The sequence below is a fragment of the Micromonospora maris AB-18-032 genome (assembly GCF_000204155.1).
Taxonomy (GTDB): domain Bacteria; phylum Actinomycetota; class Actinomycetes; order Mycobacteriales; family Micromonosporaceae; genus Micromonospora; species Micromonospora gifhornensis.
The window spans coordinates 5,715,403-5,739,195 of the sequence record NC_015434.1; the positions used below are offsets into that span (position 1 = coordinate 5,715,403).

General features: G+C 72.2%; 17 protein-coding genes. 4 read left to right on the forward strand and 13 right to left on the reverse strand.

Annotation, left to right across the window (positions count from 1 at the left end; translation table 11 throughout):
* Positions 1-45: 45 nt before the first annotated feature.
* From nudC to VAB18032_RS25300, 9 genes are all read right to left on the reverse strand, one after another.
* Entirely contained in the window at positions 46-1,059 is a 1,014-nt protein-coding gene (gene nudC / locus VAB18032_RS25260; RefSeq protein ID WP_013735768.1) for an NAD(+) diphosphatase, read from the reverse strand.
* The gene (locus tag VAB18032_RS25265) at positions 1,056-2,381 is read right to left on the reverse strand and encodes a M16 family metallopeptidase (RefSeq protein WP_013735769.1); all 1,326 of its coding nucleotides are present in this window, start codon (positions 2,379-2,381) and stop codon (positions 1,056-1,058) included. Before VAB18032_RS25265 ends, nudC begins: the two co-directional genes overlap by 4 nt.
* Before the next feature lie 17 nt (positions 2,382-2,398).
* Positions 2,399-3,712 (reverse strand): M16 family metallopeptidase, encoded by a 1,314-nt coding sequence (locus VAB18032_RS25270; RefSeq protein WP_043721874.1) that lies wholly within the window; start codon positions 3,710-3,712, stop codon positions 2,399-2,401.
* A gap of 86 nt (positions 3,713-3,798) precedes the next feature.
* The gene (locus tag VAB18032_RS25275) at positions 3,799-3,987 is read right to left on the reverse strand and encodes a hypothetical protein (protein WP_013735771.1); all 189 of its coding nucleotides are present in this window, start codon (positions 3,985-3,987) and stop codon (positions 3,799-3,801) included.
* Between the two features lie 228 nt (positions 3,988-4,215).
* Positions 4,216-4,419 carry a cold-shock protein gene (locus VAB18032_RS25280; RefSeq protein ID WP_013735772.1) on the reverse strand — a complete coding sequence of 68 codons (204 nt, stop codon included), beginning with the start codon at positions 4,417-4,419 and terminating at the stop codon, positions 4,216-4,218.
* Positions 4,420-4,652: 233 nt separating this feature from the next.
* Positions 4,653-7,997, reverse strand: a complete 3,345-nt coding sequence (locus tag VAB18032_RS25285) for an ATP-dependent helicase (protein ID WP_013735773.1) — start codon at positions 7,995-7,997, stop codon at positions 4,653-4,655.
* Positions 7,998-8,023: 26 nt separating this feature from the next.
* Positions 8,024-11,596, reverse strand: coding sequence for an ATP-dependent helicase (locus VAB18032_RS25290; RefSeq protein WP_013735774.1), 3,573 nt, complete (start codon positions 11,594-11,596; stop codon positions 8,024-8,026).
* Between the two features lie 251 nt (positions 11,597-11,847).
* Positions 11,848-12,393, reverse strand: a complete 546-nt coding sequence (locus VAB18032_RS25295) for an LOG family protein (protein ID WP_013735775.1) — start codon at positions 12,391-12,393, stop codon at positions 11,848-11,850.
* A 4-nt stretch (positions 12,394-12,397) separates the two neighbouring features.
* Positions 12,398-13,234: an LOG family protein gene (locus VAB18032_RS25300; RefSeq protein ID WP_013735776.1), complete on the reverse strand. Its 837-nt coding sequence runs from the start codon at positions 13,232-13,234 to the stop codon at positions 12,398-12,400.
* 140 nt (positions 13,235-13,374) lie between these two features.
* Here VAB18032_RS25300 and VAB18032_RS32175 point away from each other — a divergent pair, with 140 nt between their 5' ends.
* Positions 13,375-13,530: a hypothetical protein gene (locus VAB18032_RS32175; RefSeq protein WP_013735777.1), complete on the forward strand. Its 156-nt coding sequence runs from the start codon at positions 13,375-13,377 to the stop codon at positions 13,528-13,530.
* A 45-nt stretch (positions 13,531-13,575) separates the two neighbouring features.
* Here the strand turns inward: VAB18032_RS32175 and dapE are convergent, their stop codons facing one another.
* The gene (gene dapE, locus VAB18032_RS25305) at positions 13,576-14,649 is read right to left on the reverse strand and encodes a succinyl-diaminopimelate desuccinylase (protein ID WP_013735778.1); all 1,074 of its coding nucleotides are present in this window, start codon (positions 14,647-14,649) and stop codon (positions 13,576-13,578) included.
* 81 nt (positions 14,650-14,730) lie between these two features.
* Here dapE and dapD point away from each other — a divergent pair, with 81 nt between their 5' ends.
* Entirely contained in the window at positions 14,731-15,690 is a 960-nt protein-coding gene (dapD, locus tag VAB18032_RS25310; RefSeq protein ID WP_013735779.1) for a 2,3,4,5-tetrahydropyridine-2,6-dicarboxylate N-succinyltransferase, read from the forward strand.
* Between the two features lie 75 nt (positions 15,691-15,765).
* On the opposite strand, the gene VAB18032_RS25315 is transcribed toward dapD, so the two are convergent.
* Positions 15,766-19,104: a S8 family serine peptidase gene (locus VAB18032_RS25315; protein WP_013735780.1), complete on the reverse strand. Its 3,339-nt coding sequence runs from the start codon at positions 19,102-19,104 to the stop codon at positions 15,766-15,768.
* 136 nt (positions 19,105-19,240) lie between these two features.
* On the opposite strand from VAB18032_RS25315, the gene VAB18032_RS25320 reads away from it, so the two are divergent.
* On the forward strand, positions 19,241-19,798 hold the full coding sequence (locus VAB18032_RS25320) for a sugar O-acetyltransferase (RefSeq protein ID WP_043721878.1): 558 nt from the start codon (positions 19,241-19,243) through the stop codon (positions 19,796-19,798).
* A 140-nt stretch (positions 19,799-19,938) separates the two neighbouring features.
* Positions 19,939-22,521, forward strand: a complete 2,583-nt coding sequence (locus VAB18032_RS25325) for a tetratricopeptide repeat protein (RefSeq protein WP_232510860.1) — start codon at positions 19,939-19,941, stop codon at positions 22,519-22,521.
* Here the strand turns inward: VAB18032_RS25325 and VAB18032_RS25330 are convergent.
* Together VAB18032_RS25330 and VAB18032_RS25335 are read right to left on the reverse strand one after the other, a co-directional pair.
* Positions 22,498-23,145: a nucleoside/nucleotide kinase family protein gene (locus tag VAB18032_RS25330; protein ID WP_013735783.1), complete on the reverse strand. Its 648-nt coding sequence runs from the start codon at positions 23,143-23,145 to the stop codon at positions 22,498-22,500. The two genes, VAB18032_RS25325 and VAB18032_RS25330, sit on opposite strands and share 24 nt — an antisense overlap.
* Positions 23,145-23,789, reverse strand: a complete 645-nt coding sequence (locus VAB18032_RS25335; protein WP_013735784.1) for an SIMPL domain-containing protein — start codon at positions 23,787-23,789, stop codon at positions 23,145-23,147. Before VAB18032_RS25335 ends, VAB18032_RS25330 begins: the two co-directional genes overlap by 1 nt.
* Between the last annotated feature and the right edge of the window lie 4 nt (positions 23,790-23,793).

Below are 23,793 nucleotides of genomic sequence, written 5' to 3' on the forward strand. Positions count from 1 at the left end.
TCACGGGTCGGGGCCGCACACTCCCCCGACGGGTTCCGCCCGGACTCAGCAGTGGCCGTCGAACCAGCGGTGGATCAGGAACAACGCGATCGACGACGGTGGCGGCAGGCGCAACTCGGCACCGCCCACATCCACCGGCCGGCCGGCCAGCGCCGCGCCGACCTCCTGCCGGGTGAACCAGCGGGCCTCGGCGATCTCGGCGGCATCGACCCGTACCGGATGCGCCGGGTCCGCGGTCGCCAGGAATCCGAGCATCAACGAGCCGGGAAACGGCCACGCCTGACTTGTCACGTACGTGACGTCGGTGACCGGGACACCGACCTCCTCGTGGACCTCCCGCAGCACGGTCGCCTCGGCCGACTCACCGGGCTCCACATAGCCGGCCAGGCAGGAGAAGCGGCGTTGCCCGGGGGTGCTCGGCCAACTGGCGTTGTTGCCGAGCAGGCACCGCCCGTCGGCGCCGTCGACACCGTCGTGCACCAGCACGATCATCGCCGGATCGGTACGCGGCCAGATCCGCTCGCCCCGGCTGTCCACCCGGGACCAGCCCCCCTCGTTCGTCCGGGTCGGCTCGCCCGTGACGGGGTGGTACAGGTGCCGCAGGTGCCAGTTGGTCAACGCCAGTGCCGTGGTGAACAGGCCGGCGTCCCGGTCATCGAGCAGGTGGCCGATCTGCCGCAGGTTGGCCGCCCGGGTGTCCGGCGCGAGGGGCAGTTCGGTGTGTACGCAGAACACCGGCACGCCGTCCGGCTCCACGCCCAGGAACATCGCCTCGGCAGCGAGCTCCGGCGGCAGACCGTCGGCCTCGACGAGAACCAGGCTCGGCAGGTCGGTGTCGGTACGCACCAGGGCCCGTCCGCCCGCCTTCACGTCCAGCACCAGCACCCGTGCCCCGGCCCAGGCCCCGGCCAGCCAGTCGGTGTCGGTACGCCGATGCGCCGCCCGGTCCAGCGTGGAGCGGGCCAGCGGCGGAGCGGCCTCACCGCCCGATCCGGTGCCCTGCCCGACCCCACCCCAACCGGTGCCACCGCCCGAGCGGGTGGCAGCTCGCGGGATCATGCCGGCACCGGCGCGGTCTCGATCGAGGTCAGGGTGCCCAGTGGGTCCGCGATCCGCTCGGCGTCACCGAGTACCACGGTGACCGCCCGCGACGGGGCGAGATACCGGGCCGCCACCGCGGCGACGTCGTCGACTGTCGCTCTGGCCAGTCGGGCCGCGTGCTCGGACAGGAAGTCCAGGCGCAGTCCGTTGCCGGCGTAGGCACTGACCAGCGACGCCAGCCCGGCCTGGGTGGAGACGCCCAGCTGGAGGGTGCCGAGGGCGTACTGCCGGGCCTGCTCCAACTCCTCCTCGCTCGGTGCCAGGGTGGCGAGCCGACCCAACTCGTAGTGGGTCTCCAGCAGCGCCGGTGCGGTCACCTCGGTGGCCACCTCGGCGGCGGCCACCAGCAGCGAACCGGCCACCGAATGCTCCACCACCGAGTGCGGGCCGTAGGTGTAGCCCTTGTCCTCCCGGATGTTCTCCACCCATCGCGAGGAGAAGTAGCCACCGAAGATCAGGTTGGCCAGTTGCAGTGCGGCGTGGTCGGGATGGGTACGCGGAACCCCCGGCAACGCTATCCGCAGCGACGACTGCACCGAGCCGGGCCGGTCGATCAGCAGCAGCGGACCGGGCACCAGTGGCGGGGCAGGTGGCGGCGTGGCGGAGTGTCCGTCACCTTTCCAGCCGCCGAGTGCCTTCTCGGCCGCGTCCAGGGCCCGCTCCGGCCGTACGTCGCCGACCAGTACGAGAACCGCACCGGCCGGATGCACCCGCTGGGCGTGCAGCGTACGCAGGGCCGCCGGCCGGACCGCGCGGACCTGCTCGGGCTCCGGCGTCTGCACCGCGTACGGGTGCTTGCCGTAGATCCGCTTGAGCAGCGCGGTACGGACCAGGTGGGCCGGCTGGCTGCGGGCGACCTGAATGCCGTCGACCATGCGGTCGCGTTCGGTGGCCACCCACTCGGCCGGGTAGTTGGCGCCGGTGAGCACCTCGGCGAGGATCTCCAGCAGCCGATCCAGACCGGTGGCCAGGCCGGTGCCGGAGAGCATCAGCCGATCCGGGTCGAGCCCGGCGGAGAGGCCACCACCGATCTTCTGCAACTCGGCGGCGATCTGCACACTGCTCATCGTCTCGGTGCCGGAGAGCAGCGTCTGCGCGAGCAGTTGACCCCGGGCCAGGTGCGCACGGCCGAACGGCATCCAGAGCCGCAGCTCGACGAGCGGCACCGCCGACCGGCGTACGGCGATCACGGTGAGCCCGTTGCCGAGCGTCCGCTCGGCCTGGCTCGGCAGCTTGAGCCGACGGGTCGGACCGAGCGGCGGCAGGGCCCTCGCACTCACCGGGCTGTCTCCTTCGTTCATGACCGGCCACCGCCGGGGATGACCTCGACGGATGCGCGGCGCTCCGGTCGCAGGGTGGCGGCGGCGGCGCGGACCTGCTCGTCGGTGACCGCGCCGACCAGCCGGGGCAGGTCGTTGAGCAGTCCGGGCTCGCCGCGTTGCTGCTCCAGCACCGCCATCCGCAGCGCACGGCCGAGCACCGCGTCGGTGTCGCGCAGCAGGTGGGTGGCCATCCTGGCCTGGGTGCGGGCCAGTTCGCCGTCGGCCAGCCCGTCGGTGGCCAGCCGGTCCAACTCCTCGTCGACGGTGCGCAGCACCTTGTCCACATCGCCACCCGGCGGCAGGTGCGCCTGCAGCAGCAGAGCCGTGGGGTCGCGCACATCGAACGGGTCGCCCAGGAAGCTCAGGTAGCCACCCACGCTCGTCACCGTCCGATCACGCTGCACCAGCCGTTCGACCAGCCGGGAGGCGTCGCCGTCGGTGAGCACCTCGGCCAGCACCACGTACGGCAGGTAGGCGGCGAAGTCATTGATCGGATCGGGCACCCGCCACCCCGACGCCACCGCCGGTAGCGGCGCCAGCTGGTCGGTGTACGCGGTGCGTCGCTCGACGGTCAGTTCCGGCTCGGCGAAGTCCGGGCGTTGCGGCGCCGGGCGGGCCGGCACGTCACCGAAGTGCCGCTCGATCAGCGTGGTCGCCTCGGCCACGTCGATGTCGCCGCTGACCGCCAGCACGGCGTTGCCGCTGGCGTAGTAGCGGCGGAAGAAGTCGGCGGCGTCGGCGACGGTGGCCGATTCGAGGTCGACGAAGGAGCCGTAGCCGTCGTGTGCGTTGGGAAAGGTGTCGAACATGACCGGTGGCAGGGTCAGCCACGGGAACCCGCCGTACGGCCGGTTGAGCACGTTGACCCGGATCTCCTCCTTGACCACGTCGACCTGGTTGCGCAGGTTCTCCTCGGTCAACCGAGGGCCGCGCATCCGGTCGGCCTCAAGGAACAGCGCCCGCTCCAGCGCGTTGCTCGGCAGGGTCTCGAAGTAGTCGGTGTAGTCCAGGTGGGTGGAGCCGTTGAAGGTGCCACCGGCGCCCTGCACGTGCCGGAAGTGCGCGAGCTTCTCCAGGTTCTCCGAGCCCTGGAACATCAGGTGCTCGAAGAGGTGGGCGAAGCCCGTACGCCCCTCGGGCTCGGAACGGATGCCCACGTCGTAGACGACCGCCACCCCGATGACCGGGGCGCTGCGATCGGGGGTGAGGACCACCCGCAGGCCGTTGTCGAGAGTGAACCGCTCGACCGGATACCTGGTCGCTGGGATTTTCGCTTTGCGCGTCGGCACGGTCCGACCCTAGCGTCTCGACGGCTACGCGCGGGAGGAACCGTTGCGCGCTGGTGCCGAGGCCGGGCGTGCCGTGAGGGGCGGAATCAGCCGGCCGTGCTGCCGACGGGCTCCGGGGGAACCGGCGGACCCTGGAGATCCACCAGGCTGGAGGGTGCGGACCCACCGGGCGTGACCGGCCAGGGCGTGAACGCCGCCACCGTGGCCAGCAGCAGCCCGACGACCGCCATCGCCACCACCAACAGCAGCTCACGTGCCGTCGCCGAGCCCACCATAAGGTCCTACCTCCCCCGCGCCCAAGCCGCGTCTGCGCCTGCCCCCGAGGCCAGCCTCACCCGGCCCAGCGGTGCTGGCAGTCAGCCACCCGACGCTTCAACGACTGATTCCCGACTCAGGATGCGGAGGAGTGCGCCCGAATGTGCGAACGGTCGGGTCACACCGGCCAGAAGTTCACCGGATGTGACCCGACCGTTCGCGATCAGGAAGTGTGTGTCGCCCTGAGGTCAGAGCGGACGGATGTTCTCCGCCTGCGGGCCCTTCTGGCCCTGGACGACCTCGAACTCGACCCGCTGGTTCTCGTCCAGGCTCCGGTAGCCGGAGGACTGGATCGCCGAGAAGTGGGCGAAGACGTCAGCGCCGCCGCCGTCCGGGGTGATGAAACCGAAGCCCTTGTCAGCGTTGAACCACTTGACGGTGCCAATAGCCATGCTTGTTACGTCTCCTTGACGGAACGTCGATCCCGCACCTGTTGCGGGATCGGAGAGAGGAGTGCGCCGGGCGGACCTGCCCGGAACACCTGTCGCTTCTGGTCGCCCCGCCCGGAGAACTCCGGACACAACAAAGTGCGCCTGGGGCTAAGTTCAACCAGGCGCACACAGAGCTGGTAACCAAAACTCGCAACGCGAGGCACGTTACCAGCGCTCCGGACCCACAGCAAGTGTCACGGCTGTGGAATCGAGGTGATCAACGTGGTGAGGCCATCGAGGTCGAGCAGATCCGCCGGGCGTACCGTGACCCCCTCCCGCACGTAGTGGAAGGCCGCGCCGACCCGGTCGACCGGGACCCCGGCCAACTCCGCCCAGGCCAGCCGGTAGACCGCCAGCTGCACCGCGGCCACCTCCGCGGACGCGCCGGTCGGGCGGGCACCGGTCTTCCAGTCGACCACGTCGAAGCGGTCCCCCGGCCGGCGGAACACCGCATCCATCCGGCCCCGCACCACCACGCCGCCGATCACCGTGGCGAACGGCACCTCCACCTCTATCGGCGTCCGGTCGGCCCACTCGCTGGCCAGGAAGCGCCGCTGCAGCTCGGCCAACGCCTCGTCCGGTGCGGCGTCCTCGTCGGCCGCCCCGGGCAACTCGTCGGTGTCGAGCAGCCGGTCCGCCCCGAAGCGCTGCTCCAGCCAGGCGTGGAAGGCGGTGCCCCGACGGGCGTACGGGTTGGGCTCGGCGGGCAACGGCCGGCGCAGCGTACGGGCCAGGGCCGCCGGATCCCGGCGCAGACTGACCAGCTGCGTCACCGACAGCTGCTCCGGCAACACCACGTCGATCGGGCCGGAGAGTCGGCTCAGCTCCGCCCGCTCGGCCAGCAGCAGATCGGCCTCCCGCCGCCACCGCGCCACCTGCGGATCCGAGGCGGCGGAGTTGTCCGGCCCGCCCTCCCCGGTGAGGAACCGGCGCACCAGCGCCGCCGCCTCGGCCAGCGCCGGCCGACGTACCCCCAGCGGGTCCGCCGGCCACTCGGCGCGCAACACCACCTCGGTGGTCGGGTTGACCGCGTCGGGCGTCGGCTCGGGCGTCCACTCGTCGACCAGGTGACCGGGCCCGCCGTCCAGGCAGGCGTCGTGTATCTCACGCAACAGCGCCGACGGCCCGCGTGGGCGTTTGGTGCCCTCCCCCCACCAGTGGCCCGAGCAGAGCAGCAGTCGACGGGGGCGGGTCACCGCCACGTACGCCAGTCGCCGTTCCTCCCGCTCGTCGTGGGCCCGCCAGGCGTCGGTGAACTCCGCCATCGTGCGGGCCACCGCGCGTTGATCGGCGGCCTCGGCCAGGGCCAGCTCGGGTAGCCCGTCGGCGTCACCACGCAACGGGAACGGCAGGACGCCCAGGCCACCGAGCCAGTGATCGGAGTTGCGTACCGGCCCCGGCCACACTCCCCTGCTCAGCCCGGCGACCGCCACGACGTCCCATTCCAGCCCTTTCGCGGCGTGCGCGGTGAGGATCTGCACCGCACCCTCGACCACCTCCACCTCACCGGGGGCGAGCCCGCGCTCCTCGTCCTCGGCGGCGGCCAGATAGGCCAGGAAACCGGCGAGGGTGGCCCCCGGCGTCTCCCCGCTGAACCGGGCGGCCACGTCACCGAGGGCGTCCAGGTGGGCGCGGGCCAGGCCGGCGTCACCGGCGCCCTCCCCGCCGGCCCGTACCGCCACCTCCACGTCCAGGCCGGTGGTCCGCTCGATGTCCGCAATCAGCTCCGGCAGGGACTGGTCCAGCCGGTAACGGAGCAACCCCAGTTCCCGGGCGTACGCGCGCAGCCGCGCATACCCCTCGGCCGAGTACGCCTGCGCCGGGCCGAGGTCGGCCAGCGCCTCCACCAGGGTCGCCTCGTCCAGACGATCCGGGACGATCTCGGGATCGCCGTCGTCGGCGAGTTGGCGGCGGGCGGCGGCGATGGCCTTGGCCCGGCGGTGCAGGGCGACCAGATCCCGGGGCCCGATCCGCCACCGGGCACCGGTCAACAGGCGCAGCAGGGCGGCACCGTCGGTCGGGTCGGCCAGCACCCGCAGCGTGCACACCACGTCGCGGACCTCGGGGGTGTCCAGCAGGCCGCCGAGCCCGACCACCTCGACCGGTAGGCCGCGCTCGCGCAGCGCGGCGGCGATCGCCGGGATCTGGCTGCGCAGCCGGACCAGCACCGCCGTGGTCGGGCGGGCGGTGACCGGAATCTGCTCGGGCAGCGCCCGCGGCATCCGAGCCGCCCCCTGCCACGCCGCCAGCAGGCTGTCGGCGATCCAGTCGGCCTCGTCGGCGTACGTCGACAGCAGCGCACAGTGCACGGTGCCGGCGGCGGCCCCACGGGGGCTGCGGTGCGCGATGGGCTCGTCGACGCTGAGCGCGGCGTGCAGTTCCGGCACCCGGGCACCGGCCGCCCGCAACGGGGTGGCCAGCGCGTTGGCCACCGCGAGGATCTCCGGACGGTTGCGCCAACTGGTGGTCAGCCCGAGCACCCGGGCCGGGCTGCCGTCGCTGCCGACGAACTCGGTCGGGAAGCGGTCCAGGGTGCCGGCGCTGGCACCCCGCCAGCCGTAGATGGACTGGCAGGGGTCGCCCACGGCGGTCACCGGATGCCCGTCGCCGAACAGCGCCCGCAGCAGCACCACCTGGGCGTGGCTGGTGTCCTGGTACTCGTCGAGCAGCACCACGCGGTAGCGATCCCGTTCGATCTCGCCGACGCCCGGATGGTCGCGGGCCACCCGGGCGGCGCGGGCCAACTGGTCGGCGAAGTCCATCGCCTCGAAGTCGTCCTTGCGCCGGGCGTAGGCGCGGACCAGCGGCAGAAGCTTCAGCCGGGTCTGCTGCAAGGCGAGGGCCTTGCGCACGTCGGCGTAGATCCGGCCGGGACGCGACTGCACGTCGGCGAAGAAGCGGCCGGTCCACGCGGCCAGGTCGTCCGGCTCGACCAGATGTTCGTCCAGCTCACCGGCGAGGGCCAGCACCGCGTCGGTGACCGTGCTGGGCATCCGGTCCACCTCGGACATGTCGCCGTCGTAGTTGCGCACGATGAGATCCACCAACTGCCACCGGGACGCCTCGGTGAGCAGCCGGGTGGACGGCTCGTAGCCGGCCCGCAGGCCGTGCTCGGTGACGATCCGACCGGCGTACGAGTGGTAGGTGGCCACCGTCGGTTCCCCGGCCAACGGGTCGTCGAGCGGGTCCCGGCCACGCCGACCGAGGCGACGGATCAACTGGTCGAGCCGGGTACGCACCCGGTGCCCCAGCTCACCGGCGGCCTTGCGGGTGAAGGTGAGGCCGAGCACCTGCTCCGGCCGCACGTAGGAGTTGGCCACCAGCCATACCACCCGGGCGGCCATCGTCTCGGTCTTGCCCGATCCTGCGCCCGCGACCACCAGCAGCGGTTCGACCGGCGCGGCGATGATCGCCGCCTGCTCCCGGGTCGGTGCCGGCAGTCGGAGCAGCTTCGCCAGCTCGACAGGGGTGTAGCGCGGACCGGAGTCGGCCGCCCGGGGCGCCGGGGCGCCGGGGCTGAACAGCGCGGGCTGGGTCATGCTGCCCGCTTCGCCGGCTGGCACGCTCACTCCTCGCGCTCGGGACGACGTATGGTCGGCGGCTCGACCACCTGTCGCCCCTGCCCGGAGACCGGGCAGCTGGTACGCACCGGGCAGACCCGACACTTCGAGTTGGCGACCGCGGCGAAGGTGGAGGCGGCCATCGTATCGGCGGTGCGGCGTACCAGGGCGGTGGCCCAGCCGGCCTCGGGACCGTCGGTGGCCGGCGGCTGGGACTGTTCCCGGGCGTCGCGCGCACCGGTGCCGAGCTGCACCAGGGCAGCCCCGCCCGACTCGTCGCCGAACTCGGCGAAGGCCCCCGCCTCCACCGCCGCCTGGTACGCGCCGAGCTGCGGATGCTCGACCACCTCGCGTTCGGTGACGGTTGTCGACTTTCCGGTCTTGAGGTCGATCACCACCAACCGGCCGTCCTCGTCCACCTCCAGGCGATCCACCCGGCCGACCAGGTCGACGGGCCGGTGCGGGTCGTCGAGGCGGACCGCGAACTCGTGCTCGATGGCGAGCAGCCGACGTGGGTTGGCGGCCAACCAGCGCAGCAGCTTGTCGACCATCGCCTCGGCGCGGGCCCGCTCCGGCCCCACCATCCAGCGGGCGGCCAACTCGATCGCGTCGAACCGGGCGGCGACGTACTCCAGCAGGGCGCTGCGGTCGGCGCGGGCGTCCTCGGCGAGCATCGCCGCCGCGTGCACCAGGTTGCCGACCCCCTGTGCGGCGCTGGCCGGTGTGCTGCCGCCGTGCCGTTCCAGCAGCCAACGCAGGCTGCACCGCAGCGCGCTCTCCATGCCCGACGGGGTGACCCGGACCGGTTCCCCCTCGTCGACGAGCGGCCGATCGTCGGACAGCGGTCGCAGCCCCCACCAGTCGTCGGGATGCGCCCCGGACACCCCAGCGGCACCGAGCCGGGCCAACTCGGCCGCCGCCGCCTGCCGCCGGGCCAGCGGCGCGGCCGGATCGACGAGCGCGGTACGCAACTCCGCCACCAGGGCGGGCAGGGTCAACGCCCGCGGCGGCCGACTCACCGGCAAGGTACGCGACCCGCCCGCCTCGCTGGTGGACGTCTCGCTGCCGGGGGGCTCGGTGCCGGAGGTCTCGATGCCCGCGGGCAACGGCTCGGGGTCCCCGCTGGCCGTCGGCGCCTCGTCGGTGGGGGTGTCGCCAGGGCCGAGTTCGTAGAGGAAGCGGCTGGGTTGTTCATCGTGGTCGTCGCCGCCGACCGAGGCCGAGGCGACCGCGCTGACCAGCAGGCGGCGTCGGGCTCGGGTCACCGCGACATGGAACAGCCGCCGCTCCTCGTCCAGCAGGGCGGAGGTCTGCCCGACCAGGGTGGCCACCGTGCCCGCGCCGTCCGCCCGGCCGGCCAGCACGTCCACCAGCCGTTCCGAGCCGAGCAGGCTGCCGCGCAGCCGCAGGTCGGGCCAGACGCCCTCCTGCACCCCGGCGACGGCCACCAGGTCCCACTCCAGCCCCTTCGCGGCGTGCGCGGTGAGCAGCCGTACCGCATCGCCCCGGTCGGCGGTCGGCGCGAGGGTGTCGGCGGGCAACTCCTGCCCGAGCACGTGGTCGAGGAACACCTCGGTACGCGCACCGGGCAGCCGGTCGGTGAACCGGGCGGCGGCGTCGAAGAGGACCATCACCGCGTCCAGATCGCGGTCGGCCGCCTCGGCACGACGACGCCGTGCCAGATCACCTTCGCCGGCCACCGACGGCCCCCTAGTCAACGCCGCCGACCAGAGCTCGGCGAGACCGCTGGCCCGCCAGACCGCCCAGAGCACGTCCTCGGCGGTGGCACCCGGCCGAGCGGCCGTCTCCCGGGCCACGGCCAGCAGCCCGGCCACCGTCTGCGCCGGCTCGGCCCAGCGCCGCTCGACACCTGCCAACTCGGCCGGGTCACGCAGCGCCTCGACGATCAACTCACCGGACGGACGGCGGTCGCCGGCGGCCAGGGCAAGTGCCCGCAGTCCCTGGCGTAGCCGCCGCTCCGCCAGCGGATCGGCACCGCCCAGCGGTGAGTGCAGCAGCGCTACCGCGGCCTCCTCGTCGAGCCGGTCCGGCTCCAGCGCACAACGCAGCAGAAGCAGCAGCGGCGCGACTGCCGGTTGCAGGTGCAGCGGCAGATCCTCACCGTGCACCACGGTCGGCACGCCTGCCGCATGCAGGGCCCGACGCAGCGTGGGTAGTTGCCGGCCGGTGGACCGCACCAGCACCGCCATCCGCGCCCACGGCAGCCCGCCGAGCAGGTGCGCCTCGCGCAACGCGTGCGCCAACCAGGCCGCCTCGCTGGTCGCCGACCGGAAGGTATGGATCTCCATCGAGCCCGGTGGCGTGCCCGGCACGGGACGCATCCGGCGGTGCGCCGCCGGACCACGCAGCCGCCGCGCCAGTCGGGCGGAGGCGGCCAGCAGCCGCTCCCCGCAGCGGTAACTCGTGGTCAGCAGCACCTGGGCGGCCGGCGCACCGGACGCCGTCCGGAACCGGTGCGGAAACGTGGTCACGCCGGTCGGGTCGGCACCCCGGAAGGCGTACGTGGACGAATCGGGATCGGCGAAGGCGACCAGGGTCAGTCCGCCCCCGGCCACCGTCTCCAGCAGATCACGCTGAGCGGGGTCGGTGTCGGCCAGTTCGTCGACGTAGACGTACGCCAGCCGACGCCGCTCGACGGCCAGCAGCTCCGGATCGTCACGCAGCATCCCGGTGGCCGCCCGGACCAGCTCCGCCGGGTCGTACGCGACCGAGCCCCGGTTGGCGACGTCCCGCAGCGCCAGCACGGCCACGTACTCGCGCAGGAACCGGGCAGCCGCCGGCCAGTCGGCCCGACCCAACTTCTCCCCGAGCCGCGCCAGCTCGACCGGACCCACCCCCCGCTCGGCCGCCCGCATCAGCAGGTCACGCAGCTGTGCCGCGAAAGCACGGGTACGCAGCGCCGGGCGCAGATCCTCCGGCCAGCCGACCGGGTCGTCGCCGGACTCCTCGCCGACCACGTCCAGCAGCTCACGAATGATCAGATCCTGCTCGGGGCCGGTGAGCAGCCGCGGCGACGGCTCACCCCGCTCGGCCGCCGCACGCCGCAACAACCCGAAGGCGTACGCGGGAAAAGTCCGCACCAGCGGCTCGCGCAGCACCCGCTGCCCATCGGCGGCGATCCGCGCCTCGATACGGTGCCGCAGGTCGGCGGCGCCCCGCCGGCTGAAGGTGAGGACCAGGATCCGCTCCGGATCGACCCCTTCGGCGACCCGACTGGCGACCGCCTCGACCAGGGTGCTGGTCTTCCCCGTGCCCGGTCCCCCCAGCACCAGCATCGGCCCGTCGGTGTGCGCCACCACCTCCGCCTGCCCCGCATCCGCCACCCACCCCAGCCCACCCCGCAGCCCAGTGACCGCTGGGTCGCCCTGCGGACCAGTGACCCGAGCCGGGCCGATCTGCTCGCCGGGAGAGCCTTCACTGGCGGGTGGCGAGGCGGGCGCTGGCGCGGTCGACGGCGGGTCGGCGACCGGGAGAGCCTGCGCCGGGGAGCGCCCGTCGGTCGGGCCGTCTCCCTCGGTCGGCCCCACGGGCCGACGCACCAGCCGGTACGCCTGCATCCCGCCATCCCATCACGGGCCTGCGACACCCCTTGCCGCGCCACACCCTCTTCAGTCCCGACGCACGCCGCACCCTTGACGCACCATCACTCCTGCCCCACCCAGCGTGACCACGCCCATGATCACCCTCGACACCCTGCCCGACTGAGCATGGCCGCGCCCGTGATCACGCTCAATCTGGGATCGAGTGCCTCGGTGATGCCGCCGAGGCCACTCGATCCCGGATCGAGCGCGATCTTGGCGGGGGCAGGTCAGGTGAGGCGGGATTCGAGGAGGTCGAGGGCGGCGGGGAGGGTGTCGGCGAACTGGAGGAGGTTGAAGCCGCCGGGCTTGAGGAAGTTCTGCGCGGTCACGTTGCGCAGCCACTCCACCAGGGGCGAGTAGAAGCCGTCGGTGTCCACCAGCACCATCGGCTTGCGGTGCAGGGCCAGGGTGGCGGTGGTCCAGACCTCGAAGAGTTCGTCGAGGGTGCCCAGCCCGCCGGGCAGCGTGAGGAAGGCGTCCGACTTCTCGATCATGACAACCTTCCGGCTGGCCATCGAGTCGGTGACCACCAGCTCGTCGGAGGCTAGGTCGGCGACCTCCAGGTCGACGAGCGCCTGCGGGATCACGCCGATCGTCCGGCCACCGGCCGATCGGGCCCCGTCGACAAGCGCGCCCATCATCCCGACGCAGCCACCGCCACTGACCAGGGTGTGTCCGCGCCGGGCGATCTCCGCGCCGGTGGCGGTGGCGAGGTCCAGCCAGCGCTGGTCGAGGGTACGGGAGGAGGCACAGAATACGCAGATCGCGGCCACTCGGTCAGCGCTCCGATTCCTCGGCCGCCGCCTGCTGGTCCGCGGCGGTACGGGCCACGGCTTCCTCGCGTACCGATTCCTGCTCCGGGCTGAGCGCGGCCTCGGCCTCCACGATGTGCCGCACCGCCTCGGCGATGTCGTCGGTGACGCGGATCAGGTCGAGGTCGACCGGCCCGATCTTGCCCTCCACCGCCATGGTGTCGCGCAGCCAGTCGAGCAGTCCCCGCCAGTAGTCGCTGCCCATCAGCACCACCGGGAACCGGGTGACCTTGCCGGTCTGCACCAGCGTGAGCGCCTCGAACAACTCGTCCAGGGTGCCGAAGCCACCGGGCAGCACCACGAACGCCTGGGCGTACTTGACGAACATGGTCTTGCGGGCGAAGAAGTAGCGGAAGTCGATCGCGAGGTCGACCCACTCGTTGATGCCCTGCTCGAAGGGGAGTTCGATGCCGAGGCCCACCGAGCGTCCGCCGGCCTCACTCGCGCCCCGGTTGGCCGCCTCCATCACGCCGGGGCCACCCCCGGTGATCACCGCGTAGCCGGCCCGGGCCAGGGCCGCGCCGACCGCCTCGGCGAGCTGGCACTCCGGGCTGTCCGGTTTGCTCCGGGCCGAGCCGAAGACGCTTACCGCCGGCGGCAGGTCGGCGAGGGTGTCGAAGCCCTCGACGAACTCGGAGAGGATGCGCAACGCACGCCAGGAGTCCTTGGTCCGCCAGTCGGCTCGGGCCCGCGAATCCAGCAGCCCCTGGTCGGCGGTGCTGGTGGGAATCGCCTGCCGGCGCATCGTGACGGCGCCTCGATGCCGCTCCCGTCCTGGTTCGCGGTGGTTGCTCTGCTCCATGGGAGCAACCGTAGTGGAGCTACGCCGCAGAACTCGGAAAACACTTTGTGATCTTGTGCAACCAAATCACTTCCCCAGGCGTCGTACTATTCACATACCGGGTATGCCCCGGCGCGCGGCTTCGGGGGAGGAGACAACGCGTGATCAACAACAACAACGAACGGATCCGGATCCGGCGACAGATGCAGCGGCGCATCCGCGACGTGGTGGCAGAGCGCCGCCGGGAGCGGCTGCTCGAAACCGCTCCCGAGCCTGCCGACGAACCCGCCACCGATTCCCAGCTCACCGCCGTCTGACCGAAAGGCACCAGCCTTCCGGTCAGACGCTGACAAACCAACGGCTCAAACGTTGGCGAGCCAGCGGTGCAGGATGGCCGCGCCCTCGCGGATCTTGCCGATCTCCACGTGCTCGTCCGGGTGGTGGGCCAGGTTCGGGTCACCGGGGCCGAAGTTGAGGGCCGGGATGCCCAGCGCCGCGAAGCGGGCCACGTCCGTCCAGCCCAGCTTGCCGATCGGGGCGGCACCCACCGTCGCCAGGAACTCCCGCGCCGGCGCGGCGTCGAGCCCCGGCAGGGCACCGGGCGCGCAGTCCGTCACCGCAAGCTCGTACCCCGCAAGCACCTCGCGCAGGTGCGCCTCGGCCTCGGCCGGCGTACGGTCCGGCGCGAAGCGGTAGTTGACCTCGATCTCGCACCGGTCCGGCACCACGTTGCCGGCGACCCCACCGTGGATCCGCACCGCGTTCATCCCCTCGCGGTACTCGCAGCCGTCGATCGTCACCCGTCGGGCCTGGTACTCGGCGAGCCGGCGCAGCACGTCACCGGCGGCGTGCACGGCGTTGACCCCGTGCCAGGAGCGGGCCGAGTGGGCCCGGACCCCGGTGGTGACCACCGTCGCCCGCATGGTGCCCTGGCAGCCGGCCTCCACCACCCCGTGGGTCGGCTCCAGCAGCAGCGCGAAATCGGCCTGGAGCCACTCCGGATGGGCCGCGGAGACGAGGGTGAGCCCGTTGTACCGGGACTCGATCTCCTCCGCCTCGTAGAAGAAGTACGTCACGTCGTGGCGTGGCTCGGCCAGGGTCACCGCGAGGTGCAGGGCGAAGGCCACCCCGGATTTCATGTCCGAGGTGCCGCAGCCGTACATCAGGTCGCCGCGCATGGTCGACGGGAAGTTGTTGTTCAGTGGAACGGTGTCCAGGTGCCCGGCCAACACCACCCGCGAGCCCCGGCCCAGGTCGGTACGGGCCATCACGGTGTTGCCGTGCCGGTACGTGCTCAGGTGCGGTACCGCCCGCAGCACCTCCTCCACGCAGTCGGCGATGGCCTTCTCGTTGAGGGACACGGACTCGATGTCGACCAGGGCACGGGTCAACGCCACCGGATCGGCGAGGACCTCGGGGGTGAGCGGGTTCTCCATGGTCCGCACGGTACCGTCACAACTGGCGACCGCGAGACGCGAGCCCGTGAGCGGTGTGAGCTGGCAACGAGAGGTGAGTACGTGACGTCGACAGAATCCGCGTGGGGCATCGGCCTGGCCACCGTCACCGCCGATGACCAGGTGCTCGACACCTGGTACCCGACCGGCAAGCTGGGCCTGGGCGAGTTGCCGCTGGTGCCCGGCGAGGACGAGGCCGACGTACTGGATCTGCCGCCGGGAGCGCTCGGCGACCGGGCGCTGCCCGGTCTGCGTACCGTGCAGGTGGTAACGGTGATCGGCTCGCTGGCCGACCCGATCAAGGACGCGGCCGACGCGTACCTGCGGCTGCACCTGCTCTCCCACCGCCTGGTGCGGCCCAACCAGCTCAACCTCGACGGCATCTTCGGCAAGCTGGCAAACGTGGCCTGGACCTCCGCCGGGCCGTGCCCGCCGGAGCGGGTGGACGAGCTGCGCGTCATCGAGCGGGCCGCCGGCCGTCACCTGGCTGTGTACGGAGTGGACAAGTTCCCCCGGATGACCGACTACGTGGTGCCCTCCGGGGTGCGCATCGCCGACGCCGACCGGGTCCGCCTCGGCGCGCACCTGGCCAGCGGCACCACTGTCATGCACGAGGGCTTCGTCAACTTCAACGCCGGCACGCTGGGCACCTCGATGGTCGAGGGTCGCATCGTGCAGGGTGTGGTGGTCGGCGACGGCTCGGACATCGGCGGCGGCGCCTCCATCATGGGCACCCTCTCCGGTGGTGGCACGGACCGGGTGAGCATCGGCGAGCGCAGCCTGATCGGGGCGAACGCCGGGATCGGCATCTCGCTCGGCGACGACTGCGTGGTCGAGGCCGGCTGCTACATCACCGCCGCCTCGAAGATCACCCTGCCGGACGGTCGGGTGGTCAAGGCCCGGGAGCTTTCCGGCGTCGACGGGCTGCTGTTCTGGCGCAACTCGGTGAACGGCGCGCTGGAGGCCCGCCCGCGTACCGGCCGGGGCATCGAACTCAACGCCGCCCTGCACGCCAACGACTGAGGTGTAAGGAAGGGCCCCTTCCTAACGCCTCGCGTATAGGAAGGGGCCCTTCTTAACGAACGCCTGCCGCGCGGTTCACCGCAGGCGGTACGCCTGGATGATCCGCTGGGTCACCGTGCTGCCGGTGCTGTCCTGGGCGCTGGCCCGCAGCGACACGTGACCGGTGCCCCGCGGGTGCTTCACGACCGCCTGCCAGCCACTGCCGGCCTTGGTCACCTTCGCCTTCTGCCAGGTCTTCCCACCGTTGTAGGAGACGTCGACGGTCAGCGACGTGGTCCGCCCCTTCGGGGCACCCGCCTGACGCTGCACCTCGATCGGGATGACGAAGGCCCGGTTGGCCGGTGCGGCGTTCCGCGCGTCCAACGCAGGCGCGAACCGGACCACGCTGACCGGCAGCCGCGCGTACTTGTCACCCCGGACATGGCCGGACCGGAAGGTCCACGCCACGCTGACCTCGGTGCTCAGGTCCGTGAAGCTGCGCTTGGCCGACGTCTCCAGCCGGTAGGTCGCCGTACCGGGTGGCACCTCGAACTGCCCCCAGCCGTACTCCTCGCTCTCCCCGACCAGCTTGCCGTTGCGATACAACGCGGTACGCCCGGCGTCCGTCACCGAACCGCCGACGTGACCAGCCGCGTCGTGGTACAACCCCACGGCCAGCCCGATCACGTCACCCTGCCGGGTCACGCCGTCGTCCGGCCACCGAGGCGTCGGGAACGAGGGCCCGTACGGTGCACCGTTCCAGGTCTCCTGGTAGTGCCGGCCGGCCCGGTACGCCGTCGGCTCGGACCAGTAGGCGGCCACCAGATCCAGCCACGGCAGGTCCTCGACCGGGGTACCGAAGGCCAGTTCGCCGAACCAGCGCACCTGCTTGGTGTTGTAGTACTCGACCCGCTGTCCCGGCACCGCGACCCTCGTCACGGCCGCCCAGCCGCCCAGGTCGGGTTCGAAGACCGGGTAGACGATGCGCTCGGCCAGCATCCCGGAATAGCCACCCTGGAACCGATGGGTGACCTTGGCCAGGTCGCTGTAGCGGTAGTGCTTGGTCAGACCGTTGGGCAGCCGGCCCGGGAAGGACTCGCCCAGCCCGTAGAAGTACGTGCTGTTCGCCGCCTCCCAGTCGGTGAACTGACTCGACACCGAACTGACGAAACGGTCCGCCGGCACCGGTCGGCCGAGCTGCCCGATGGCGATACCGTCGAAGTCATCGCCGAGCGCACCGAAGCTGGCTGCGCCGAGGTCGCCGAGCAGGAAGGTCGCCTCGGCCGCGGCCACCGCCGACTTCGCCGAACGGTCCGGCACGGTGAGCCGTACCGCGCCCGCCTTGCGTCCGTCGATGGTCACCGAGGTGTCCCGCTTCACCTCCAACTCCGGCCCGGCCATCATCGTCACCTGCTCGGTCGCCTCGTCGAACAGGTAGCTGACGAGCCCGTACCGGCCCTTGGGCACCCGGACCTCGGTGGTGCCGGACGGGTCGTACGCGACGTACTCGTCGAAGTTCGCCAGCCCGAGCAGGAAGGTGAAGTGATCGCCTGCCACGGCACCGTCGCGACCCAGGTGCTTCAGGGTCACGTCGTAGCTCTCCACCTCCTTGTTGACCGCCAGCGGGGTGGTCACCACCGTGTCGCCGGAGCGGGCGAGCACCCGGCCGGTGTAGTGACCGTCCGGGCTGTCGATGCTGGTGTCGGCCGTGACGGTGGCCGAGGCCGTACCGCCGGCCGGCACCACGACCTGCTGGGTGCTGAGCGAGAACATGCCGTCCGGGGCCGACTGCCCGCCGGGGCCGGTGGCCTGCACGGTGAGGTCCAGGGTGATCGCCGTAGCGCCGGTGTTTCGCCAGCTCAGCTCCCGGGTGACCGGCTCGTCGTCGTCGTGCGGCCAGATGGTACGACCGAGCGAGAGGCTCGCCGGCTCGCTGACCACGTACTGGCTGATCGCCCGCGCCACGTCGACCCGGCCGGCTCCCTGCTGGTACGCGGTCAGGTCCGGGTGCGGCTGGGCCGAGGCCATGAGGATGCCCTTGAGCTGTGCCGCGGTGGCGTCGCCGCGCTGCTGGGCGAGCAGGGCCGCCGCACCGGCGACGTGCGGCGCGGACATCGAGGTGCCGGAGAGCGTGACGTAGTGCTCCCCGACCGGCTCGCCGAGCTCGGTGCCGGCTCCCCGGGCCGCGACGATGTCCACCCCGGGTGCGGTGATCTCCGGCTTCAGCCCGTCGTCGCCGACGCGCGGGCCCTGGCTGGAGAAGTAGGCGAGTTCGTCATCGCGGTCCACCGCGCCGACGGCGAGCGCGGCTTCCGCGCTGGCCGGCGAGCCCACGGAACCGGCCCGGCCACTGTTGCCGGCCGAGATCACGAAGAGGGCGCCGGTCTGCTCGGTAAGCGTGTTGACCGCCTCCTCCAGCGGGTCGATCGCGGGGCTGTCCGCCCCGCCCAGGCTCATGTTGATCACATCTGCCTGCTGGTCGACCGCCGCCCAGTGCATGCCGGCCAGGATGGCCGACTCGGTGCAGCCCCACTCCTCACAAACCTTGCCGTTCAGCAGCGTCGCGTCCGGGGCCACGCCCCGGTTGCGTCCACCGGAGGCGGCACCGCTGCCGGCGATGGTCGCCGCCACGTGGGTGCCGTGCCCCACGAGGTCGCCCGCGTCCGCCTCCTCGGTGAAGTTCTGCGCCTCGGCGACCCGCCCGACCAGATCCGGGTGGGCGGCGTCGACGCCGGTGTCCAGCACCGCCACGCGGACCCCCTGGCCGGTGTAACCGGCCTGGTGGGCGGCGGGCGCACCGATCTGCGGCACGCTGTGCTCCAGGGTCAGCTGCCGCCGGCCGTCGAGCCAGACCCGCTCGACACCCCCCGCACCGTCGAGCCGAGCGGCGGCGGCGCTACCGGCAAGGGTCGCCCAGAATTCACTTGTCTCCCGCTTGTCGGCGGTGGCCGCGACGCCCCCGATGGCGGCCAGGTCGCGGGTGACGGTGACCCCGTCCGGGGCGGCCGCGCGACGGGCTGCAACCCCTGCCTGGTAGGTCATCAGCAGCGGCAGGTGGTCCCGGCGGGCGTCGTCGTAACCGGCGGCGATCAGACCGGCCACGTCGAACAGCCGACGGTCGACCCGACCGTCGCGAATCAGCGACAGGGCGTCCTGCGGCACCACCCAGAGGTGGTCCTGCTGCCGTTGGGTGAGGAAGCGGATGCCGGACCGCCCCTCGGCCGGGCGTACGCTCGCCGCCCCGGACGCGCTGACGGTGACCCGGTCACCGGTGATCAGCGTGACGGTCGACTGTCCCGGCGCCGCCGGCCGGGCGGTGAGCTGGGCGGACTGCGGTGCGGCTGGTCCCGGCGGGGTGGCCGCGGCCGCCCCCGGCACCCCGAGCACCAGGGCCAGGCCCAGCCCGATGGCGGTCAGTTTGCTCCTTCGTTGCAACTGATCCTCCTCTAGAGAACGTCTATCGATGTGAGGACATCGATAGAACCAGGGTTGCATACTGAGTATGCAACAGGGAGTCAAAATTTCGACGAAGTTGAGTACGCGGCGCGTCCCCGAGCGGCATGATCAGCCGATGGGATCCATGAAGGAGCGCATGCTGGCCGGCGAGCCCTACCTCGCCGACGACCCGGAACTCATCGCCGACCACCTTCGCGCGCTGCGCCTGCTGGAACAGTTCAACTCCGGCCCCGTCGACCAACGCGAGGCCCGCCTGGCCGTGCTGCGCGAACTGCTCGGCGACCTCGGCGAGGAGACCTGGATCCGCCCACCGTTCCACTGCGACTACGGCTACAACATCCGGATCGGACCACGCAGCTTCGTCAACTTCCAGTCCGTCTTCCTGGACGTCGCGCCGATCACCCTCGGCGCGGACGTGCAGGTGGGCCCGAACGTACAACTGCTCACCCCGACCCATCCGGTCGAGCCGGAGCAGCGCCGCGCCAAGTGGGAGGCGGCCCAGCCGATCACCATCGGCGACAACGCGTGGCTGGGCGGCGGCGCGATCGTCCTCGCTGGAGTGACGGTGGGTGACAACACGGTCGTCGGCGCAGGGGCCGTGGTGACCCGGGATCTGCCGGCCAACGTCGTGGCGGTCGGTAACCCCGCCCGACCGGTACGCCAGATCGGCTGACCCATGTAACTACTTCTACCTGCATAAATACCGTCCCGAAGGGTGGCACTCGGCCCAGAAGTCAAGCACTCTGGGTATTGGAGCTATCACTGGGAGGTGTCACTGTGGGCGGCCGGATTCTCGAACTTCGCGTACACGGAGTGTCCAACACGCCGCCCGCCGACACCCTGGGACTGGGCTCGACCCCGGGCGGCGAGGCCCCCGCACCACAACTGGTGGCCGGTGGCCCGATCACCGGCTTCTACCGCTCCGCCACCAGCACGCCGCTCGACCCGATCGCGGTCGAGGCGTACAGCTGGGGGCAGTTGACCTCGGGGGCGCGGACGGCACGCGACGTCGAGCGAGCATTGTGGACACTGCTGCTGCCCTTCACCCTCGCCAACGTGGCGCTGCACGCCCGACCCGGCATCCCGCCGGACCCCAACACCGAACGGCTGGCCAGCCGGTCCGGGATCACCGCCTGGCTGATCCGGATGTTCTGCCTCAGCCTGACCTGCACTCCGGTGTTCGCGCTTACCACCGTCGGCGTCGACCTCATCGCCTGGCAGTGCGTGGACTCGGCCTGCCTGAACCGGCTGCCCGGGCCGTGGGACTTCCTCGCCAACCCCTGGTGGCGGCAGAGCGGCCGGTCGCTCGCGGCCGGGCTCATCGTCCCACTCGCCCTGATCGCGGTGCTCGGCATCGTCGCCTGGCGGACGTACCAGTACGAGGCGGTGATGCCCGCCGACCCGATGGACCCGCCGGTGCACCACACACCCGGCCCGGTCGACGCCGAACTGCCGGACGCACAACCGGTGCCGGAGCCGCCACCCCCGCCCACGCCCACCGGACCACTCGCCAGCCCGCTGCAGGACCCGACCTTCTGGTGGGGCGAGGGACAACTACGCCGGGCCGCCGTCCTGCACCTGTGCACCGGGACTGTGGTCGCGGCAGCCATCCCGCTCGGCACCGTCCTGGTGCTCAGCCCGCCGCACGGAACCCAGGCGGTGATCGCCTGGACCAGCGTGCTGGTGCTCGTCGCGGTCGTGGTGATCACCCTGGTGGCGCTCACCCTGCCCAGCCTGACCCGACGCGACGGGGCCACCCCGCTCGGCCGGTGGAGCATCGCCGTCATCGTGCTCACCGTGACCGGGTTGACCGGCACCGTCCTGGTGCTGATGCTGCCCGACACCGGTGCCTCGCTCGCCGCCCTGCGCCCGCCACCCGGTTGCGCCAACCTGGCCACCCAGCCCGGCTGCCTGGAAGACCATTCGCTGCCCGGCATCGACCGGATCGCCGCCTGGTTCGTCACCGGTCAACTGCTGCTGCTCATCGCCATCGGCGCGACCTCCCGCTCCGGCCGCCGCGGTGGTGCCGCCCCCGCCGTGGCCACCGTGCTGCTGGTCGCCGGTGCCGCCTGGAGCCACGGCTGGCTGCCCGCCGTCCCGGCGGCACCACTGGAGGTCTGGCAGATCGCCCTGCCGCTGCTGCTGCTCGCCGCGACCGGCCTGCTGCTGCCCCGGACCCGGATCGCCGAAGGCAAGCAGCCGCTCGGCCCGTACACCGACCTGACCTGGCGCGGCCAGGCACCCGCCGTCATCGCCGGCTTCGGCTGGCTGCTCTGCCTGGCCTACTGCGCCGGGCTGCTCTACTGGGTCACGAATCGGCTCAACGGCGGCAGCGTCCCCAGCGGCGCGGCACCTGTCACCCCGCCGACGCCGGTCACCTGGGGCGGGCTGCTCTTCGGTGCCGCGCTGCTGATGCTGGCCGTGATCGTGATCCGTGCCATCGTGCTGTTCCGCCGGCTGCACCGCACGGAATACGCCAAGCTGGCGGCCAGCGGGCCGCTCTCCGCCCACGATCTGCGCCGCGGCCGGGACGTGAGCACCCACCGCGCCCTGCATCGGCTGGTCGGCGAACACGCGCTGGGTCTGATCGGCTGGTACGCCGCCGCGCTGCTCGTGCTGGCCGTCGTCGGCTGCGTCGCCGTCCTCTCCCCCGCCCCGCCGCACCCCGACCCGGCCACCGGCAGTTCCGCTGTGATGATCAAGCTCGTCGCCGACCTGGGCGACGCGCTGCTCGGCTGGCTGCCGGTGACGATCGCCGCCATGGGTCTGCTGGTCTACCGCAACAACACCGTCCGCCGGTCGGTCGGCGTGGTCTGGGACGTCGGCACCTTCTGGCCCCGCGCCGCGCACCCGCTCGCTCCGCCCAGCTACGCCGAGCGGGCGGTGCCCGAACTGCTCACCCGCACCGCCGGCCTGCTCGCGCTGGCCGAGCACGATCCCCGTCGGGTGGACGGCATCATCCTGTCCGGGCACAGCCAGGGCACGGTGATCTGCACCGCAGTCCTGCTCCAACTGCCCGAACGCTGGCGGCGGCAGATCTGGTTCTTCTCGTACGGCTGCCAGTTGACCCGCCTCTACGGCCGGATCTTCCCGGCGTACTTCGGACCGGACCGGTTGCCGGTGCTGACCGAGGCGCTGACCCGCTCGTGCGGTTCGATCGGCTGGACGAACTTCTGGCGGGACACCGATCCGCTCGGCTGGCCGGTCAGCGCCGGCGAACGCGACGTCCCCGTCACCGACCCGGAGGCGCTGCACCCCAGCGACGGCGAAGTCGCCGACCCGCCGATCCGCAGCCACAGCGGCTATCCGGAGGCCGCCGAGTTCCAGCGGGAACGCAGTCGGGTGGCCTGGCTGCTCCGCCGGGCCGTACCGTCACCCCGGCGGGGGCTCGGCTAGGCGTACCACCAGGTCGGCCCGGTCGGCGGTGCCGGTCACCAGCGCGGCGTTGACCTCGTCGCTGCCCAGCGCCCACGCCTGCGCCTCCTCGGTGGAGCGTCCGTACGCGACGTGCCGGGCGACCAGCCGCCGGTGCCGCAACTCCGCGTCCAGATCGAGGAACCACGCCTCGTGGAGCAACGAGCGCACCTCGTCCCACGGCCACTGCGGGACCAGCAGGTAGTTGCCCTCGGTCACCACCAGCCGAACCTCCGGCGGCACCTCGATCGCCCCGGCGATCGGCTCCTCCAGATCACGGCGGAACTCGGGTGCCCAGACCGAGGTGGGCTCCTTGCGTTTGAGCCGACGCAGCAGCGAGACGTAACCGTTGGCGTCGAAGGTGTCGACCGCGCCCTTGCGCGCGGCCCGGCCGAGCCGGTGCAGCTCAGCCTGGGCGAGGTGGAAGCCGTCCATCGGCACCAGCCGGGCGGCCGGGCCGAGGGCCGCCACCACCTGCGCGGCCAGGGTGGACTTGCCGACGCCGGGCGCCCCGGTGATGCCGAGCAGTTGACGAGGACCGGCGTCGGCAAGCGTACGGGCTCGGGCCAGCAACTCCTCGACCGGCAACACCTGGGCGGTGGGCATCAGGACAGTGCCGGCCGGGTGATCGCGAACCGGGCCCGCACGGCGGCGTGCACCTGCTGCGGCTGCGGGTCGAAGTCCAGTTGCGGCGGGCCGCCGGCGGTGGTCTCGGCGTCGAACGCCATCCGCATCATCTGCGGCTGGGCGCCGCCGCCCTCGTCGGCCAACTCGATCAGGTCGGTGACCTGGGCGCCGAGTGCCTCCGCGTACTCGCGGGCGCGTTGCACCGCGTCGGTCAGCGCGTCGTGGCGGGCCGCCCGGTAGGTCGGGCTGTCCGGGCGCAACGACCACCACGGACCGGCCACCTCGACCTGATCCTGATCGGCCAGCCGCAGCATCACCTCGCCGAGGGCGGTGAAGTCGGTGACCGTCACCGTGGTCACCACCGAGCCGTGCCAGGCCACCACCCGCTCACCGGAGCGCCGAGTCTCGGGCCGCACCCGCAGGTCCCCGGTCTCCCGACGGTGGATCGACGACTCGGCGGCGTCCAGCAGCACCCGGATCGCGGCGGCCCGCTCGGCCAGCCGGGTCAGCACGACCTCCCGGTCGCGGTCGCGGGCCAGCGCGGTGACCGTGAACTGGGCGACCTCGGGATCGACCTCACGGTAGGCCTCGCCGCGTACCGTCACCACCGGTCCGTCCACCATGCCC